The sequence below is a fragment of the Paracoccus sp. R86501 genome (assembly GCF_042466435.1).
Lineage (GTDB): Bacteria > Pseudomonadota > Alphaproteobacteria > Rhodobacterales > Rhodobacteraceae > Paracoccus.
Genome location: NZ_JAXHPZ010000001.1, coordinates 818,110 through 836,866 on the forward strand (window position 1 = coordinate 818,110; position 18,757 = coordinate 836,866).

Annotated in this window: 17 protein-coding genes and 3 pseudogenes; 9 read left to right on the forward strand and 11 right to left on the reverse strand. The window is 56.4% G+C overall.

Features of this window, described 5'->3' with window-relative positions; all coding sequences use genetic code 11:
* Window positions 1-3: 3 nt before the first annotated feature.
* On the reverse strand, window positions 4-537 hold the full coding sequence (locus SJY40_RS04060) for a DUF305 domain-containing protein (protein ID WP_378943049.1): 534 nt from the start codon (window positions 535-537) through the stop codon (window positions 4-6).
* Window positions 538-642: 105 nt separating this feature from the next.
* On the opposite strand from SJY40_RS04060, the gene SJY40_RS04065 reads away from it, so the two are divergent.
* Together SJY40_RS04065 and SJY40_RS04070 are read left to right on the forward strand one after the other, a co-directional pair.
* Window positions 643-915, forward strand: a complete 273-nt coding sequence (locus tag SJY40_RS04065) for a metal-sensitive transcriptional regulator (protein ID WP_209059942.1) — start codon at window positions 643-645, stop codon at window positions 913-915.
* A 213-nt stretch (window positions 916-1,128) separates the two neighbouring features.
* Window positions 1,129-1,887: an IS5 family transposase gene (locus SJY40_RS04070; RefSeq protein ID WP_378943052.1), complete on the forward strand. Its 759-nt coding sequence runs from the start codon at window positions 1,129-1,131 to the stop codon at window positions 1,885-1,887.
* A 103-nt stretch (window positions 1,888-1,990) separates the two neighbouring features.
* Here SJY40_RS04070 and SJY40_RS04075 read toward each other — a convergent pair whose 3' ends face one another.
* The 7 genes from SJY40_RS04075 to SJY40_RS04105 all read right to left on the reverse strand — a co-directional run bounded on the left by SJY40_RS04075 (window position 1,991) and on the right by SJY40_RS04105 (window position 9,873).
* Window positions 1,991-3,013, reverse strand: a complete 1,023-nt coding sequence (locus tag SJY40_RS04075; protein WP_378943054.1) for a YHYH protein — start codon at window positions 3,011-3,013, stop codon at window positions 1,991-1,993.
* A gap of 123 nt (window positions 3,014-3,136) precedes the next feature.
* Window positions 3,137-4,288 carry a HupE/UreJ family protein gene (locus tag SJY40_RS04080; protein ID WP_378943057.1) on the reverse strand — a complete coding sequence of 384 codons (1,152 nt, stop codon included), beginning with the start codon at window positions 4,286-4,288 and terminating at the stop codon, window positions 3,137-3,139.
* A 598-nt stretch (window positions 4,289-4,886) separates the two neighbouring features.
* Complete coding sequence (locus SJY40_RS04085) at window positions 4,887-5,984, reverse strand: patatin-like phospholipase family protein (protein WP_378943059.1); 1,098 nt, start codon at window positions 5,982-5,984, stop codon at window positions 4,887-4,889.
* A gap of 44 nt (window positions 5,985-6,028) precedes the next feature.
* Window positions 6,029-7,204, reverse strand: a complete 1,176-nt coding sequence (locus SJY40_RS04090) for a YHYH protein (RefSeq protein WP_378943061.1) — start codon at window positions 7,202-7,204, stop codon at window positions 6,029-6,031.
* A 77-nt stretch (window positions 7,205-7,281) separates the two neighbouring features.
* Window positions 7,282-7,671 (reverse strand): hypothetical protein, encoded by a 390-nt coding sequence (locus SJY40_RS04095; protein ID WP_378943064.1) that lies wholly within the window; start codon window positions 7,669-7,671, stop codon window positions 7,282-7,284.
* A gap of 118 nt (window positions 7,672-7,789) precedes the next feature.
* A complete protein-coding gene (locus SJY40_RS04100) occupies window positions 7,790-8,467 on the reverse strand; it encodes a response regulator (protein ID WP_378943067.1) in 678 nt (225 codons plus the stop codon).
* The gene (locus tag SJY40_RS04105; RefSeq protein ID WP_378943070.1) at window positions 8,464-9,873 is read right to left on the reverse strand and encodes an ATP-binding protein; all 1,410 of its coding nucleotides are present in this window, start codon (window positions 9,871-9,873) and stop codon (window positions 8,464-8,466) included. Before SJY40_RS04105 ends, SJY40_RS04100 begins: the two co-directional genes overlap by 4 nt.
* 126 nt (window positions 9,874-9,999) lie before the next feature.
* Between SJY40_RS04105 and SJY40_RS04110 the strand changes: the two are divergent.
* The 6 genes and pseudogenes from SJY40_RS04110 to SJY40_RS04135 form a co-directional block, all read left to right on the forward strand.
* Window positions 10,000-10,371, forward strand: a pseudogene (locus tag SJY40_RS04110) (IS5 family transposase); the annotation flags it as partial.
* An 825-nt stretch (window positions 10,372-11,196) separates the two neighbouring features.
* Window positions 11,197-12,174: a YHYH protein gene (locus SJY40_RS04115; protein WP_378943073.1), complete on the forward strand. Its 978-nt coding sequence runs from the start codon at window positions 11,197-11,199 to the stop codon at window positions 12,172-12,174.
* Window positions 12,171-12,776 carry a YbhB/YbcL family Raf kinase inhibitor-like protein gene (locus tag SJY40_RS04120; RefSeq protein WP_378943075.1) on the forward strand — a complete coding sequence of 202 codons (606 nt, stop codon included), beginning with the start codon at window positions 12,171-12,173 and terminating at the stop codon, window positions 12,774-12,776. The genes SJY40_RS04115 and SJY40_RS04120 overlap by 4 nt, the downstream gene beginning before the upstream one ends.
* Window positions 12,777-12,808: 32 nt before the next feature.
* A complete protein-coding gene (locus tag SJY40_RS04125) occupies window positions 12,809-13,456 on the forward strand; it encodes a PEBP family protein (protein WP_378943078.1) in 648 nt (215 codons plus the stop codon).
* A 192-nt stretch (window positions 13,457-13,648) separates the two neighbouring features.
* Window positions 13,649-14,808 (forward strand): IS3 family transposase gene (locus SJY40_RS04130; RefSeq protein WP_378943080.1). Its coding sequence is split into 2 segments (ribosomal slippage): window positions 13,649-13,898 and window positions 13,898-14,808, totalling 1,161 coding nucleotides; the frame shifts between segments, so codons are not numbered across the junction.
* A pseudogene (locus SJY40_RS04135) lies at window positions 14,805-15,967 on the forward strand (IS30 family transposase). The gene SJY40_RS04130 and the pseudogene SJY40_RS04135 overlap by 4 nt, the downstream one beginning before the upstream one ends.
* Before the next feature lie 7 nt (window positions 15,968-15,974).
* Here the strand turns inward: SJY40_RS04135 and SJY40_RS04140 are convergent.
* Window positions 15,975-16,133, reverse strand: a pseudogene (locus SJY40_RS04140) (DDE-type integrase/transposase/recombinase); the annotation flags it as partial.
* Window positions 16,134-16,254: 121 nt separating this feature from the next.
* On the opposite strand from SJY40_RS04140, the gene SJY40_RS04145 reads away from it, so the two are divergent.
* The gene (locus SJY40_RS04145) at window positions 16,255-16,506 is read left to right on the forward strand and encodes a hypothetical protein (protein WP_378943083.1); all 252 of its coding nucleotides are present in this window, start codon (window positions 16,255-16,257) and stop codon (window positions 16,504-16,506) included.
* Between the two features lie 160 nt (window positions 16,507-16,666).
* Here the strand turns inward: SJY40_RS04145 and SJY40_RS04150 are convergent, their stop codons facing one another.
* Both SJY40_RS04150 and SJY40_RS04155 read right to left on the reverse strand, forming a co-directional pair.
* Window positions 16,667-17,644 (reverse strand): YdaU family protein, encoded by a 978-nt coding sequence (locus SJY40_RS04150; RefSeq protein WP_378943085.1) that lies wholly within the window; start codon window positions 17,642-17,644, stop codon window positions 16,667-16,669.
* Window positions 17,641-18,252: a hypothetical protein gene (locus SJY40_RS04155; protein ID WP_378943088.1), complete on the reverse strand. Its 612-nt coding sequence runs from the start codon at window positions 18,250-18,252 to the stop codon at window positions 17,641-17,643. Before SJY40_RS04155 ends, SJY40_RS04150 begins: the two co-directional genes overlap by 4 nt.
* Window positions 18,253-18,757: the final 505 nt, after the last annotated feature.

Sequence of the window (18,757 nt, forward strand, 5' to 3'; positions counted from 1 at the left end):
TGCTCAGTTCCCTTCTTCGATGCGGGGAGTGCCGGGGGCAGCGTCCTCGTTGGCCTCGATATCCGCGATGTATCGCTTCATTTCCGCAATCTCGCCGCGCTGCGCCTCGATGATCGCATCGGCCAGCTCGCGGACGCGCGGGTCGGAAATGTTGGCCCGTTCGCTGGTCAGGATCGCGATCGAATGGTGCGGGATCATCGCCTTCATCCAGGCGACATCGCCAACGGTGTCCTGAGACCGGACAAGATAAACCCCGGCGACGAAGGCGATGGCTGCGCCCGCGAAAATCGCGATGTTGGCTTTCCGGTTGCAATACATGCCCAGCATGAAAGCGAGCATGATGATCGCCATCATCCCGCCCATGTAGAGCGCCATCCACATCCGGGTCTGCGAGAAGAAGACGTGATCGAGGGCGTAGGTGTTGAGATACATCAGGCCAAACATCACAACCGTCGAGGTGCCGATCATAGCGAAGAACCGGCCATAGCCGCTGCCTTTGCCGCTTTTGCTATCGTGATGCGTGCCGTGTGAATCCATTGTAGTGTCGTCCCGGTATGCCATTGCCTGCCTTGTTATATACCCATATGGGGTATACAACAAGATAGTCTGCGGCAGGTTCCAAAAGGCAGGGAGACGCGACACGTGAAGGCAAACAAGGACAAGACACTGGATCGGCTTTCCCGTCTGGAAGGCCAGGTGCGGGGCGTGGCTGGCATGGTCGAGGCTGACCGCTACTGCATGGATATTCTTGCGCAGACAGCCGCAATCCGGTCTGCGCTCCTTGGTGTCGAAAAGCTCATTCTGGAAAACCATGCAGAGCATTGCGTCGAGACCGCCATCCAGAGTGGCGATCCAGAAGAACAGCGTGCAAAGTTCGGTGAGCTCATCGGCCTTCTGCAAAAGGCGTCGCGGTAAGCTTTTCAAATCTACATAGCACTCGGTCCGCTAAAATACATTTTTCGCACAAACGCCAATCGCCTTGATCGCCGTTACAATAGGCTCGTTGTTCAAACTCAAAACGGTTTTGAAGTTTGGTGCCAGTGCGGCGAGAGCAGCCATTCGCTAGGCTCCAGACCCATTGATCTTACGGTCTTTGCATGATTCAGGCTTCGCAAGGAGATCTGATCGATGAGCAACCTGTTCTGGCTGACCGAGGCACAGATGTCCCGCCTTCGTCCGTTCTTTCCCAAGAGCCATGGCCGCCCGCGTGTTGATGATTTGCGAGTTCTTAGTGGTATTATCTTCATCAATCGCAATGGCTTGCGGTGGTGCGATGCTTCGAGCGAATACGAACCGGCCAAGACGCTCTACAATCGCAGGAAGCGTTGGAGCGATAACGGGGTCTTCGCCCGGATCATGGTCGGCCTGACCGCCGAAGGCGCCGATCCGAAGACGATCATGATCGATGCCACGTATCTGAAGGCGCATCGCACGGCTTGTAGCCTGCGCGCGAAAAAGGGGGGGCGAGGTCGCCAGATCGGTCGAACAAAAGGCGGCATGAACACGAAGCTGCATGCTGTTACCGATGCGAAAGGCCGTCCCATCCGGTTCTTCATATCGGCAGGGCCGGTCAGCGATTACACCGGTGCGGCAGCGCTGCTGGACAGCCTGCCGAAGGCGGACCGGTTTCTGGCTGACAGGGGATATGACGCCGACTGGTTGCGAGAAGCGTTGGAAGACAAAGGGATAAGCGCCTGCATCCCCGGCCGGAAGTCCCGCAAGAAGCCCGTGAAATACGGCAAGTGGCGCTATAAAAGGCGCAATCGTATCGAGATCATGTTCGGTCGTCTGAAGGACTGGAGACGTGTCGCCACGCGTTACGACAGGTGCCCGGAAACCTACCTCTCAGCTATCGCATTGGCCGCAACCGTTCTGTTCTGGTTGTGAACAAGAATGAGTCCTGATCCTAGCTACAAATTTCTATAAACTGGCCCTGATGAAGCATTTATTCCAGCGTCTTTGTGAAAGACGCTGGAACGAAAATTTGGGTTTACTTCATCTTGGCAGGCTGCTGGTTTTCGCCGCCAGGAGGCGGGCCACGGCGGGGATCGACCGAGGCGTCGCATGTGCCCGATGGGTCTTCGAGAGTGCAGCCTATTTCTGCGACGTGGCAGCCGAGGATGGCATTGTCACCCGGCGCACCGGCGAAGTAGAGATAACCAGCGCCCTCAACGGTCATGCCATTGCAAACGTCTAGCTTGTCAGCGATCTCTTCGTTGTGCTGCATGATTGGCAACCCATCCATCGCGATACCAATCTGTGGTCCAAAATCGGCCGTGATGGCTGTGCTTGCGGGTGCATCTTCAAGGCAGGTCGTGACTGCGTGATAATGATAGCCGACATGGATGTTTACGTGGCCGCCACAATCGTCAAAAGGCGCAATTGTATGGGCTGCAAGAATAGCTTCTACCGGCGCAGGTCCATCCAGACGGACACCATTATAGGCAATGCCTGATCCAGCACGAGTTGTTTGTGCAGGCTCGTCAAGCATCACGGGTGCCATTGGGATCACATAAGTAACCGAGGCGTCATCCGGCAGGTATTCTGGCAGGCACTGCACACAGTAATTCTGATATTCTGGATCAACATCTGGGCGCGCGGCAGCTTCGCAAGCCTCCAGGGTCCCCGTGAAGCGAATATCGCCGGATGCCTTGTCAAATAGCTGCCATTCAGCATCACCGTAGATGTCGGCAAGGCGGGTAATGAAGGCACCGTTGACGTCTTCGACCTTGCCGTCCAGAAACCATATCCCACCCTTATCTGCCCCGTCAGAGACATTCGTCGGACACCATGGCCCGGGAGTATAATCTTTCGGGCTTGGCTTGACCGTAATCGAAAAGCACGAGTTTTGGGAGCCACCTGAAAGGGTGCAATCAACTACTGTCGGGCCGCTGATAATATCAGCCTTCACAAAGAAGTCAGAGATATCATCTATCTGATCTGCATAAGCACCTGCGGGCAGAGCTGCTGCGGCAGCTACTATAATTGCGACGGTGCGGTGTAATGACGTCATGAGGAGTTTTTCCTTTCAAGGATATTATCAGGATGTTGGCACTGAAATAGCCTTGCCAACGCGTGGGTATTTGTTTGGCTGGTCAATTGTCGCTACTGGCTAAAGCAGAGCTGCGTTAAAGGATCATCCTAGGACCCGCTCGATAGTCCACCAAAGACCCACTGCTGCAATGGCGGCAGATGCGGGAATAACGATGCCCGCGCGGTACCAATGCTTGCGGCCGAACGGCAAACCCAAAAGCAAGAAAGCGATCAGGATTACGCCTAGCTGGCCAAGCTCGACGCCGATGTTAAAGCCGATCAGACCAAGCACGAACTGTCCTGCCGGAAGTCCCACATCGTTCAGCACCGATGCAAATCCAAGCCCATGCAAGAGCCCAAAGCAGAACACTACTGCAACGCGCGCGAAAGAAACCCTATCTTTGCGGGCGAAAAAGATATTTTCGATCGCGACATAGACGATGGAAATTGCAATCAATGGTTCGACTATGCGTGCCGGCATAGACACAATATTAAGACTGGACAAAGCTAACGATACACTGTGGGCAAGAGTGAACGCCGTTACTTGTGCCAGTATTGGCCTTAAGCGCAATGAAAACAAAAATAGCCCGAGCACGAACAGGATATGATCGGTACCTTTGGGAACGATATGTTCAAATCCTGCGACAATGAACCGCGTAAAGATGGTCGCTGCGGCTTCTTTCACAGGAACTGCCCTCGACATGGGTTCGCTTACCTGGCCACCTTGCAAGATCTGGGTGTAACCTTCGCCATCACCACCTAATTGATGAATGCCTATGGGTCCGAAATCGGTGCGCCATCCAAGGCGGACCGGCGTGCCGTCCGCTGGCAGGGTTGCTTTGATGGTAAGAGTACTGAACCGCAACTGTTTGGGATCACCTATTTCAGGGACGATCGCCGTGTCCAACACAAGCTCCAACCGTGTATCGCCTGCGAAAATATTGATCTGTTTGGAAATCATTTCCCAATTATCCCGGAATATACTTTCCAGTACCTCCGGCTCTTCATAACGCAGATTTTGATAAATCTCATTTACACGTCCAGCGTCGGCATTCGATTTAGGATCAACACGCGTGATCGCGATCATTGGTTCTATGGCATCGCGTATGGTGATTTCAACTTGTTCGCTTTCGACTATGACCGTCACGACAGCAGGCTCAGTCTGATGACTATAGGCCAAGCCTGAAAGGGCAAACCAGACCGCGCAAGCAAATAGCAAGATCGCATACTGCTTGGATATGACTTCGTTATTCATACGGCAGCTTTCTCTTTAGCCATAACAGGAGAGTTATATTATGGATAGGCTGCGGAAGATCATCTTCCGCAGATGTATCTGAATTGGATCAATGTTGAGGCGCTGGAAGTGCATTATTCAGGTCTTCCTTGCTAACGCCAAGTCTTTCTGCCGCTTTGGCATATTGCCAACTTAAACCAGTGTCGTTCTCATGGCTCGACCGTGGCGCTCCCATGATGAACTTGTTCCCCCAGTGGTTCCTTCGGAGCCCGAGACAAAATCGCAACATCAAACTTTGGGATCAAATAGTTGGATCGACACCCAGATGATCGAAAGACTGTGGCGGTCTTTTATGGGCGAATGTGTCGCCCTCAAAGGTTTCGAGAAGGGTTCAGGAGCACGCAAGAGGATCGGGGTCTGGATCAGATGTTGTTACGAAAAAGATCGCGGCCCACCGCACGCGTTGCTGGCGCCAGCTGAGGTCTATGATACCTTAAACCGAACCGAAATCCGCAGCCTGACATGAGACCCATGCTGGAACTTGGCGAAACGGCAAACCGGTCGAAAATCCTAACCCAACTCTCTAGGTTGTCAGATGGCATATGGCGCAATGGATATTTCATACTACCCAAAGGTTGCCATCCACAGCGCGCTGGAAACCATGATCAAAAAGAGCGTTCATATAGCTTTGCGAAAAACGATCTGACGAGTCATAGATGATTCCTGCATTGGGATTAATCGCAGCCGCAGATAACTTGATCCCGTTCATATCGGCAAAAGATTGTGTCGAATTGACTGCCGCCAAGGCACTGGCGCGGTTCATCGTCGTTAATGCCTGTGACAAGATACCGATGGCCGAGCCTGCGCTTTCGGTTCGGGCAGGATGTAGTGTGTTATTGATTAGCAGATAAAGGTGTCCGTTGGCCGGAACGCGATCGGAATAACAAGAGGTCGCCAGAAATTGCATGTGGACCCCGCCGTCCAGATGCGTTTCCTCATATGTTTTACCGTCCCGGATGTATTGCAGTTTGACGGGCGGGAACAAACCGGGTTGCGCAGATGAGGCGCGCAGGATCGCGCGAAACAGATCGTATTGACCGCTTTGTGCAATGGCACCCATATCCCAGACATAAGCTTGCGATGTTGCCAACTCTGATGTGACGATAAACAGTTTTGCGCCTTCTGCGTGACGCTTTGCTATCGCCTTCAGGAAAGATGGGGGCGTATAATTAAAGATCAGTTTTTCCAGTGGTGTCGTATTATACAGCGCATCGCTGACCGCCACATTAAAAAGGTTCAACCGCATAATATCGTGAGCGCTGTATTGCGTAAATATTTGCTGCAGGTTGCCATCATAGGACCTCCCCAAAAACGCGAATGGAGCGATCAGCGCGCCCGTCGATACGCCGGTAACAATATCAAATTCAGGACGCTTGCCTGTTTGCGACCACCCGACCAAAGCACCTGCGCCGAATGCGCCATCCTCGGCACCGCTGGATAGGGCGAGGACGTTGCGACGGTGGACTGGCGCATGTCGGGCCCAAGTTTCGGGCCCAGCATTTGCCACTAAACGTACGGATGCCAGCGGGTCAGGATCCGATGTTGAACGGAAAGATAGTTGGGCTGGGCCAGCGTTATTGCATCCGGCCAAAGCAAGGGCTGAGAGACCAATAAGAAACCGGCGTCGTCCGGTGATCTGTGTTGCGTTTGCGGTCATTGAAACAGGTCCTTGGGCAGCCAGGGCGCAAGCGCCAAAGCGGGTCAATGGTTCGGCGGCGGCGGCAAAATGTTTCGCAGCTTGGCTTCGGTCACGCCCAGGTTTTTGGAAGCCACAGCGATGTCGGGATGTCCGCCATGCGGATCGCCAAGTGCCTGCAACAATGCCTCGACTGTCACGCCAAGTTTTTCGGCGGCTTTGTCAAAACCCGGCGGCGTTTGGCCAGCAGGACCGCCATCGTCCGGACGTGGAGGTTCAATGCGCATGTCTTCGCCTGCGCGGGACGCGCCTACTCCGGCGGTTGCTGTGGTCGAGAAATTGTTCTCGGCCTGGACACCGACAAGGCAGGGCGGCAGGTTCGGAAAGTCTTCGGACGAATGATAATGATAGGTCTCACCGATGGCGGTCGGGCCGGTATGGCCGTTACATGCGTCCAGTTCACTCACAGGAGAGCCGTCGGTTTCGGTGCTGCCAAACATTGGAAAGCCGTCAAATGCATAGCCGAACTGCGCGCTGCTATCTTGATGCAATCCGCAATCGGCCTTAACGTTTGCATGGTCATAGACGGTATCGATATCGGTCGCCGTCGCATGCCAGTGATACCAGCCACCCGGATCAATATGGCCGCCACATGTGTCCAGCGCGGGCATGTGACCGGTCTGCTGGATGCTTGGTGCGTCAGAGAAGATCGGCACGCCATCCAGCGCAACGCCGACTTTGCCAACCACGCCCAATGTTTTCGGGCTTTCTGCCATCACCGGTGTTTCTGGGACCAGCATCGTGATTTCGACGGTTTCATCAGGCGTTACGTTAATGCAGGCGTGATCGACCGTGGGGCGCGTTGTTGCATTATCGACGCTGTGAACGTTACCGTCATCGTCAAAGAAACGATAACCAAGCCCGTCCAGCATCCGCAGGAAATCACCATCAATGCGGTAAAGCTTGCCGTTTTCGCCCGTCCAGTTCCAGATCCCGCCAGCGTCATCCAATGTGGCCGGACAGAATGGGCCGATCTCCAACCCGTCAGGCATATAGTTGACGACCAGCTTGTGACAGGTCGTCTGCGTCCCGTCCTCCAGCGTGCAGTCAACCGTTTCGGGCGCTTCCGCGAAAACGGATTGGTCAAAAGCGGCGATATCGGTATGTGCCAAGGCAATACCGGGGGAGATCAGCGACCCTGCCATCAGAACGGCCGAGCAGATCTGGTTCACATTACGCATGGTGGTCCCTTTTGTGACGCAGGCGGGGGGGGGGGGCGCCTGCCTGCAATGTTTCGAAACGGATAACCCCACAGGGTTTATTTAGGCCCACCGGCGGGCATACATGCCAATGGTGCTTTGTCGTCGGGCGACGAACAGACACCCTTGACCGTCTGGCTGTCGCGGCCCGAAAAGCTGCAGCCATCATTTTTGGCTTTACTGCTGCAGGCTTCCATCGCCTCACGCGGGGGGCGGCCCTGCTGATCGTTCGTTTTCGCGGGGCCGTTCTGGGCCAGAATAATCGTGGGTTCAGCCGCAGATGCTCCGCTGGTGGTCTGCACAATCGAAATGCCGGCAAAGCCCATCATCAGCGCTTTGACCATAATGGCAGCGATAATCTTGTGATGCTGCTTCATGCGCGGGGCACGCAACCGGTCAGCAGGGATGCTGCGGGTCCTGGCAGTCGGGCTTTGTAGGTCATAGGTCATATCAAGGCTCCTGTAACGACGTTGCTTCTTTGACGTCACAAGCGTTTTGCACCTTCTTTGAGGAGCGGATTTGCAGCAAATATGCACGCAACATGCAGGAACAGGAAAAATGACGGGCTTAGCCCTCATAGGCATAGCCGACGCCATAAACCGACCTGATCGGGTCCCATTCGCCCACCGCATTCATCTTGCGGCGAAGGTTGCGTATATGGCTATCGACAGTGCGGTCGAATACGGCGGTATCGTCGGGAAAGGCCAAGGATAGCAGCTGATCGCGCGAAAAAACCCGTCCCGGACGTGCAGCAAGCGCGGCCAACAGTGAAAATTCACGGCGTGTCAGATCCAGATCAGCGCCATCCAGTGTTGCGCGCCACTTATCGCCATCAATCAACAGACGTGTATCAGGCACTGGCAATCCGATTTCATTTGACGGCCGCCGCCGCAATACAGCACGTACCCGCGCAACCAGTTCACGAGGCGAGAAGGGTTTGCACAGATAGTCATCCGCGCCCATTTCCAGCCCCAGAAGGCGGTCGATTTCTTCCACCTTGGCGGTGGTCATAATGATCGGAAGGTCCGAGGTTTTGCGCAGCTCACGGCAAATCGTCAGCCCGTCAACGCCCGGTAACATCAGATCTAGCACCAAAAGGTCATATTTTCCCGATGCCGCCGTTGCGATTGCATCTGTGCCTTCGAAAAGCATATCGACGGTCATACCGGCAGCAATCAGATAGTCACGCACAACCTCGGCCAGATCGGTTTCATCTTCGACGATCAGGATGTTGGGTGTTTTCATTCGGATGCCTCCGGCAGGTTCACGGTAATCTTGATGCCACCCATTGCCGATTTTTGCGCGGTGATCGTCCCTTTATGTGCCTTGATAATGGCTTCACAAACGGCAAGCCCCAGCCCTGACCCACCATGCGCGCGTGACCTTGACCCTTCTGCACGGAAAAACCGGTCGAACAGGCGGGGCAACACATCCTGCGGCACGCTTGGCGGGGTATCCTGAATGGTCAACTGGACAGATCCGTCAAGACGCTCCACCGTCATCAGAACGGTGCCGGGGGCATCTGTATAACGTTCGGCGTTTTGTATCAGGTTGTCGATAACCTGTCCGATCCGCGCCTTGTCGCACATCACGAATGTTGAAGGTTCCAGTTCGCTGACCAAGTCGATGCCCTTAGCCTGAAATCGGGCTTGGGCTTGCATCATTGCGTTGCCTGCGATTTCGGATAAATCTTCGGGCGCCAAATGTGTTCCCAGACCGGACTCGCGTGCGTGCGACAAGACCTTGATATCCTGCACAAGCAGCGACAACCGCATCAGCGCCGAGTGCATCTGGGCTAAGGTCTTGTCATCCGGATTGCGAATGCCATCCTGCAATGCTTCGATCTGCGCCCGCAGGACCGCAAGAGGCGTTTGCAATTCATGACTTGTATTGGAAATCCACGCCCTTTCGGCCTGCTCGGTCTGTTCCAGTGTTTTCGCCAGCGTATTGAAATGGCCGATCAACTGGCCCAACTCGTCGCTGCGATCCAGAACCATCCGCGCGGTATAATCGCCTGCAGCAAGGGTCTTTGCCCCACCCTCAAGCCGTTTGATCGGGATCAGAAATTGTCGCGCGACCAGAAACGCCGCCGCGGCAGAGATCAGGACCGCAATCAGCGCTGACAACGCCAGAGACTTGTACTGGCCGCGTAGAAAAAAGCTGTCGCTGGTATCGAATGTCGGTGCGTTCAGTCCCAGATAACCAACGGCATTTTCGTCGTCACATGGCGCACCGATACAAATCGGGCGGCGTTCGAACAGGTCCAGACGTTCGACCGCTCCGGCAACATATCCACCTTGCGCGTCCAACAAGACCAGCCGACGATCCAGCATCATCGGATCGCCCGTAAAAACGGGTGGCGGAGGGCCTAGTGGCGGCAAATTGCCGCGCGGCCCTTTTTCCGGCAAATGCATACGTACAAATTCAGACCAATCCACTGGATTCTGCTGTAGCCCAGCCCAGTGCGGGTTGTCGGGATCATAGCTTTGCCCGAGAGCTGTGGCCAAATCATCGAACCGCGCCAATTCACCAGTCAGCAAATACTGTGCAAATCCGTCGCGCATGGATGAGGCGACCAGCAATGCCATAACCGCAACAACCAACACTGCAGATGTAGAGATTGCAGTAAAAATTTTGGCGGTAAGTGACATTCGAAGTCGTTTCATATTCCTACAATAGCAATAGAATATGCAGCCAACATGCAGATATGCATAGGCTCCAGACCCATTGATTTTACGGTCTCTGCATGATTCAGGCTCCGCAAGGAGACTTGATCAATGAGTAACCTTTTCTGGCTGACCGAAGCGCAAATGGCGCGTCTTCGCCCGTTCTTTCCCAAGAGCCAGGACCGCCAAAGCGTGGACAATCAGCGGGTTCTGAGCGGCATTTTCTTCATCAACCGCAATGGCTTACGGTGGTGCGACGTACCGAGGGAATATGGACCGGCCAAGACGCTCTATAATCGCTGGAAGCGTTGGAGCGATAGCGGGGTCTTTGCACAGATCATGGTCGGCCTGGCCGCAAAGGACACTGATTCCAAGACGATCATGATCGACGCGACGTATTTGAAGGCGCACCGCACGGCTTGCAGTCTGCATGCGAAAAAGGGGGGGCGCGGTCGCCAGATCGGTCGAACGAAAGGCGGCATGATCCTCCAGCGTCTCCTCCACGATCCGCAGCTTTTCGGCAGCAGTCCAGCGGCGCCGACGACCGCCATCGGTGATGATCTCAATCTCAGACATAAGCACGTGCTCAGGCATATGCCTAAGCCTCCATGGCTATGCACAAGTGTCCGGGCGAAACGGGGGCCAGTTCAGTCCTGAGCCTAATGCGACCTTGGCCTTAAACTGGTCTGTAAACTTTCGGCGCTTCGCCATTCTCGTATCCCTTTAAAGGTTTGGGATACACCTTAGCTCGCTGTCCAGTTTGCTGGGACCACTTCACTTTGCAATAGTTATCAAGGATGTGCGGCCTTTTCCAAGTTCGGCATTATCTTGGGTAAAGTGCTGCGCCAACATGCCTGTGGCTGTGCGATCTCGTGAAGCAAGCGCAACGTTTTCCATGTTGAGTTCCAAGCATACCTTGAATGTGGCGCAACATCTCCTAAAACGCGGCCTCTGCTTCGACGTGGATGGCCCTAACCGTCCTTTGCCACCGCCTTAAAATGCCGCGGTGCGGCCCGCCATTGCGGACCTTCATTGCAGGCTCAAAATCAGCGCGCCACGAACTTATACAATGCGGCGAAGGCAATGACTGATGATTATTCCGACAATAGCTGCTGTCTCAGCACGACGCTCACTTTATGGTGCAGTGAATTGCGGGGCAATGCCAACCTGCATACAATGAAGCTGTCGCACGGTAGAAACGTTCGACCGCACCATTCCGCGTTAATTTCACCATTATGAAACGGCGGGAAGACGCAGACGCATCGTATAAGCATCGATACCGTCACATATCCTATAAGAGGCATCCACATGCGACATCTGCTCATTCCGCCTGGCTTAGCCGTGCTGGCCTGCCTTTGTGCCACCACAGGGCAAGCCCATGAAGACTCCTTTCACTGCGAAGCGGTGACGGAATCCGTCGCTGAGGCGGGTTTTGACGATGTGGTCACGGTGACCTGCACCGACAATCAGGCCCTGATCTCTGGCGATACCTATCCCGACCACGAGATGATGACGGGGATTATTGGTACGAACGAGCAAGTGCCCGTGCCTGCGGTTAACTACGCCTCCCCTATTACATTGGCCCCTATCAAAGGAACTGCGCCGCACACCCGCGATGCGGCTCTTGGCGTGGCAGTGAACGGGGTGCCGATCTATGACTACACCGCTGGTGGAGAGATGTCGCAAGAGGATCTGGGGACCTATCAGGCCAATCTGGATACCGTCGCGACGGGTCAGCTTGATGCCTGCGGCGGCCATGCGGGGCGTGGTGATGACTATCACTATCATGCCGCCCCGACCTGCATGATTGACCAGATGGCGAACAAGGGCTCCGATGCGATCATCGGCTGGGCCTTTGATGGCTTTCCGATCTACGCAGACACCAATCCTGACGGCACCGCCATTGCCGAAGGTGTTCTGGATGTGTGTAACGGGCAAGCCGATGATGTCTTTGGCTATCGCTATCACACGTCCGAAGGTGCGCCTTACATCATCCAATGTCTAATGGGCGAAGTGCCTGACATCGACGCCCTGCCGCGTGTGCGTCCTTTGGGTGCCGCAGAGGGCGGACCGGGGCCAGAGGCAGGTCAGCCACCGCGCGGCGGAGTCGATGACCTGGTGTTCGTGCAGGATGACGACGGCACGCGGACCATGACCTATAGCTATGAGGGCGGCGACTATTACATCAAATACGCTCCGTCCGAGACCGAGAATTGCTACAATTTCGAGACCCGCACCGTGACAAACGGCGGGGAGTTATTCGAGCAGGAGCTGTGCCGCGAATGACCCGTTTTTCCGCATTAGCCATCGCCCTGCTGTGCTGCACGACCGCATTGCCCGCCACTGCGCAGCAAACGCCGCCGCCAAAGCCGGGTGAAGCACCCGCCGCTCATGCAGAGGGGCCGAAGTTCACCGTGACAAGTTCAGCACTGGTGGACGGCGCTGCCTTGCCCGACGATCTGCGCTGCACGCGCAGCGGCGGGGACGGCGTCTCGCCTCCACTGTCATGGGAAAATGCGCCTGCTGATACCCAAGCTTATGCCATCGTCATGCAGCATTACCCCAATGGCACCTATCCGGGTGTAAACGAGCCGAGCCACTATTGGCTGGTCTGGAATATACCCGCCGATGCGGACGGCGTGGCGCAGGGCAATCCGGAGTCCTTGGGGGTAGAGGGCAGCGATAAAGATATTCGCGCGACCGGCTATACACCGCCCTGTTCACCAGCCGGTGCAGGCACTCATGAATACACGATCTGGGTCTATGCTCTTGATGCGCCGCTGGCTGATCTGCCGGAACAAGATGACATCGGCATTGGTTGGACCGACGTTATGGCCGCGCTGAAGGGTCATGTCCTTGCCGGCGACTCCATCACTTTCCTGAACTAAATCACGATACCTTCGACACGATTGGACACGATATGCGTTTTATCTTTGCGACAGTAGCAGCCCTGACAGCCTGCGCCGCTCAGGCCGAAACCCGCGACATCACCGCCGACGTTTGGGTTGATAACTGGTTCACCATGTCCGCCAATGGCGAGGTGGTCCTTGAGGACTCCGTGTCGATTACGACTGAGCGGTCTTTCAACAAAGAAACCGCGACCTTTTCGGTCGAGCTGCCAGCAGTGATCGCGATTGAGGCGAAGGATTTCAAGGAAAACGACAGCGGTCTGGAATATATCGGCACAGATCGCCAGCAAATGGGCGACGGTGGCATGATTGCCCAGTTCAAGGACGCGGTGTCTGGCAAAACGCTCGCCGTGACCGATGCGGATATGAAATGCCTTGTCGTGCAGTTCGCACCGGTAGAGCCGTCTTGCGCCGAAGAGGCGAACCCTGTCGCAGGGGAAGGGGCTTGCGGATTTGTTGCCACTGACATTCCGGCTGACTGGACCGCACCCGATTTTGATGACAGCGATTGGCCTGCCGCAATCGTCCATTCCGCCGCCGATGTCGGCCCGAAGGACGGCTATGACGAAGTCACATGGGACGACAGTGCAGAGTTGGTCTGGGGCGAAAGCCTGAAGCAAGACAACACCCTGCTATGCCGTTTGACGATCAGCGAATAGTTGGTCGATACCTGAAGGGTGTGGTGGTTGACGCGCCATCCCCTTCAAACTGGCTTTAAGCATAATGACGATGAAGCCGAAAAACGGGTTCTCACCAGCTGTTCGCTGCGTCTGCACATGACCTGTGACCTGCCCCCCGCGAAATCCCTCACCGTAATGTAGAGTCTGCGCCAACTCTTAGGGAGCAGACACATGAGAAAGAGCCGTTTCACCGAGGCGCAGATCATCGGGATGATCAAGGAACAGGAAGCCGGCATGCCGACGGCAGAGGTGTGCCGTAGGCATGGCCTCAGCCCTGCAACGTTCTACAAGTTCAAGTCCCAGTATGGCGGGATGGAGGTGTCCGAGGCGGCCAGATTGAAATCGCTCGAAGACGAGAACGCCAAACTCAAGCGCCTGCTGGCCGATACCATGCTGGACAACGTCGTCCTAAAAGACCTGCTGGGAAAGAGCTGACGACATTGATCAAGCGGCGAGACGCGGCGCTTCGGGTGATACGGGATCATGATATCTCGCAGCGCCGAGCCTGCAGGCTGGTCGGTGTCGATCCAAAGACAGTCCGGCGAGAACGCCCGCCGGACAGTGTCGAGATCCGCAAGGAGATGCAGGAGATCGCCGGAAAGCGACGTCGGTTCGGTTATCGCCGGATCGGCGTGCTTCTAGAACGCAAGGGCATGATCATGAACCACAAGAAGCTCTACAGGATCTACCGCGAGGAAGGGCTGTCCGTGCAAAAACGACGCGGTCGCAAGCGAGCGCGTGGCACAAGAATCCCGATGCCATCGGCTGCGGGCGTCAACGCGCGCTGGTCGTTGGACTTTGTCTCCGACAGCTTCGGTGCCTCGCGGAAGTTCCGGATCCTCGCCGTGATCGACGACTGCACGCGTGAATGCCTGTGCCTTGTCGCGGACACCAGCCTGTCCGGCGCACGGGTCGTCCGGGAACTCAGTGCCCTGATCCGGCTCTACGGCAAGCCAGGCTGCATTGTCAGCGATAATGGAACCGAGTTCACCAGTCGGGCGATCCTGAAATGGGCCGACGAGAACGAGGTGTCGTGGCATTACATCGATCCGGGTAAGCCACAGCAGAACGCCTTCGTTGAAAGCTTCAACGGTAGCCTCAGGGATGAACTGCTGAACGAGGAAATCTTCGACAGCCTGGATGACGCGCGGCGCAAGCTGGCCCTGTGGCGCTACGACTATAACACGGTCAGGCCGCACTCGTCCTTGGGTAACCAGACGCCGCAGCAAGCGCGCCGTGCGCTTGAGCATTTTGAGGGCTCCGCGCCCGGCGCACTTGCGCCAGGAAGAGCAACCGAATACCCAGATCCAACCTGCAAACTCTCGTTATGAATGAGGGACCAGCAGGGGGCAGGTCAGAGGAGATAGCCATCGAATGCGCTCGGGGCACCGGCCTGCGCGCAATCGCGCGTAAACTGGGCCGATCGCCCAGCACGATCTCTCGCGAGATCAGGCGCAACTCGGCGAAACGCGGCGGAGAGTTCGACTATCGGGCCATTGCCGCGCAGTGGCATGCGGATCGTGCGTCCAAAGGCCAGCAAGCTCGCGCTCAATCCCGCTTTGCGCGACTACGTGCATGAACGGCTCTCCGGTCTCATAGCCACACCGGACGGCATCGCCTTCGATGGGCCTGTCGTAGTATGGAAAGTGCGGCGAGCAGTTCACCGGCAAAGCCGACGCTGGTCATATGCCTGGAGCCCGGAGCAAATCTCGCAGCGCCTGAAGGTAGACTTCCCCGAGGATCTGACCATGCGCATCAGCCATGAAGCCATCTATCAGGCGCTTTACATTCAAGGACGTGGAGCACTGAGGCGAGAACTCTCCGCCTGTCTGAGGTCGGGCCGCGCCGTCAGGTTGCCTCGCGAAAGAGCTCGGAACCGCGGCAAGGCCTTCATTGCCGACGCGTTGATGATCAGCGAACGCCCGGCTAAGATTGGCGACAGGGCTGTCCCAGGCCATTGGGAGGGAGATCTCATTCTTGGCCTGGGCAGTTCGGCAATTGGCACGCTGGTCGAACGAACGACCCAATTCACCATGCTCCTGCACTTGCCGCGCGTGGAGGGATACGGGATGGGCAAATCCGTCAAGAATGGGCCAGCCCTTGCCGGTCACGGTGCCGAGGCCGTCCGGAATGCCATCGCAGGGACGATCAGTAGCCTGCCTGCACACTTGCGTCGCTCATTGACCTGGGACCAGGGGGCCGAGATGGCCCAACACGCGCAGCTTCGGATCGACACCGGTCTCGAGATCTACTTCTGCGACCCTCAGAGCCCTTCGCAACGCGGCAGCAACGAAAATACCAACGGTCTGCTCCGCCAATACTTCCCCAAGGGCACGGATCTCAGCCAGCATGGTGCTAAGGAACTCAACGCCGTTGCCCAAGCGCTGAACACGCGTCCGCGGAAAACACTGGGGTGGCAAACACCGGCCGAGGCCACTCGACCGACTGCTCAATCAGGATATGATCGAAGGTGTTGCGACGACCGGTTGAATCCGCCTTGCGACCCTCGGTCGGAATGGTGGACGAGCCCCGCGCCCTTGTCCGGACGTCGGTCGTGAACAGCCTGTTCCAATGCGTCGAGCACGAAGCCTGCGTGCGCTGTTTGGCTCGCCCGCCAGCCGACGATCCAGCGTGCATAGGCGTCAATGACGAAAGCCCCCCGTCAGGGACAAGCGGCAGAAGGCTTCTTGGCGGCAGTCGGGCAGGGCGGGCATATTTAGCTTTCGGTTGTCGGATGAGATTGGTTCACCGTTTGGCACGCGAATGATTATAAATCAATGCGTTTCTCGGACCTTGTATTGCTACGTGCGGCGTTCTCAATGAGCAAATGCTGGAAGTTCGCGCAGTTTGACGGTCCAGGCTCTTTTCATCTGCTCCTGAATTTCATTGATCTGTCTTTAGGTTGCCTGATGCTGGAGTTGGGCCAAGAAACTCATCTGCCAGCTCTGCTGCGATCGCCTGACGCTTTTCGACGGGGGCACGGCCAAGGGCTTCTGCTGGTGCTGTGCTATTGCCTTGCGGAACTCTGACGAGTGCTTCTGGCCCCACGCTTTGTTGAGGATTTGCAAGATGTGCCCTAGGTTCGGCTTCCTGTCGGGCCGGTCGCGGCAGTGCTGGCGCAGCGCGCCCTTGATGCTGCTGATGGGCCAATCCTCCAGCTCGTCGCGCCAGTATCAGTTCATCACGGTTTCAATCAAAGCTGATACCGCCCCGCGATGGGCTGCGATTTCTGATTGCTCCCTCAATGCGTTCTCGTAGGGCGTCATCGGCGGCAGCGGCGCGGCGATCTTGGTAGGAAGGTTTGAAAACTGTGACAGTGCTGTGGTCCTTCTGGGGTGTTGGTTCGAGCTTGGGGGCGTGCTTGGCTGCGGCATAGTCCTGCATGTGGCGGGTGAGGGTCTTGGGGCCATTGGCGGGTGAACCGTGGGCACGCATGTTCTGGGTTGCCACGGTCAGCACCTCGTCGGCTGTCAGCCCCAGATCAGTCACCCATCGCTGGACGATGACGGGGGCATCCGATGCCATCCAATACCTCGGCACAATGCCCAGATGATCGAAGCCGAGGGCATGGGTAATTTGGCCGATCAGACTGCGCTTCGGATCGGGCGATTTTCGCGCGCGCGTATCCTCCTCCTCCTCCTTACTCTGGTTCTGGTTCTGGTTCTGGTTAGTATTACTTGGGTAATACTCATGTATCCAGCTTTCGTTGAATTTATTAGTTTTTTCATCCTTCTGATTTTGATTTAACTGTTCGTCACTTCGCAAAGTGACGCTCTGTTTTTGTGCGTGGTCACTTTCACCTTTCGCCTTGCTCCAGCGTGCGTTGATCGCCTTTTTTCCCTTGCCCGAGGCGCGATCCATCGCCCCTTTTGCGGCCTCCAGCTCGCGGCCTGCGCGCTTGTTCCAGAGGCCCGCATCGAGGCGCACAATCTTGCCGTCTTCGATCAGCACGGCGAGGATTTTCTTGAAGGTGCCTGCGGGGCAGTTGCACAGACGGGCAAGTCGCGCGTCGTCGTAGGGCAGGGGCTTGGTATGCTCATACATCATCGCCAACATCGTGATGTAAACGCCGGTCTGGGCGGGGGTGTAGCCGCGCGTTCCGGCCAGCCAGTCGGATGCATAGAATGCGACGTGAACCGCCTTGCTGTCGTCCTGTGAGCTTGTCATTTCCGCACCTGCTGCTGGCGTATTGCTGCCAGCATTGCGGCTTCGGGATCGCGGCGGATGGCATCGCGGCGCTTCTGATGGGTCTGGTGGCGGCGGGGATGATGAATGTTCGCCTTTGGCACGCCGACGAACTGTGCCACCGTGGCGCTATCAAGTCCCTTGGATTGCATCAGGAACTCATAGTCGGCCCGTTGCTCATCCGTCAGATGTGCTTTGTGGAAGCGGGCAGGGTCTTTCAGCATTTCGCGGTGTGCTGCCAGCCGCTTCTCTGCGCCCCTGTGGGCATTGGCCCTGTATTTCTCCTTTAACGATGCGGTGGTGCGCCCGTCCGTCCATTTCAGGCCGTGGTCCTCGGCCCAACGCCACGCATGATCTGGGGACCGCTCTCCCCTCATGCGTGCCGCCTCTGACGCGCCCATGACGGCGGCGTGCAGCTCGGCATAGGTATGGCCGTTGATACGGCTCTCGCGGTATTCCCGTGAACCCTGGCCCTTGATTTCCTCCGCGGGCCTGACCTTGATCGGAAAGCGCCAGCCCCCTGCACCTGCCACGTTTGTAGCGACCGATGGCGTCACATCGAGCAAGGCGGCGATCTGCGGGCGGCTCATGCATGCATCTGCTGTCTGCTTGACGCAAGCGTCCCGCGGAGTAACCAGCTCGAGGCGGCACTGCTGAGGCCGCAGCTTCCCTTGGATTTTCTCTGCTGTCATTCTGCTACCTCTCTGACGATTCTGTTGCCCAGGTCGTGGCAACCGTTGGGGTGTCAGCATCCGTTATTCGGCATGCTGCTCCACGTATTATTAATTTGGTTCACATTTCAAACGCTGCGAATGCTGCCGAGGCGGTATTCGATACCCTCCAAAGCAGCGTACAAGTCGCACTGTTTTTTTGGGATAGCAGCCCTCTACCTTCACTTCAAGCAGCCGGGCGATTGCCCCAAGAAGGAAGCGGATTAGATCGGGAAACCCTTTGATTATACCCATTCGTTCATTCAGATTAATCTGCTCAGCGAGCAGGTGCCTAGGCGACCAGATGCCCTTGACAGCTACTTGAGGGCTGCTCTGAGATGCGCGAGGCGAACGGATTTAATCCTCTCGACCCCCGGGCTTGCAC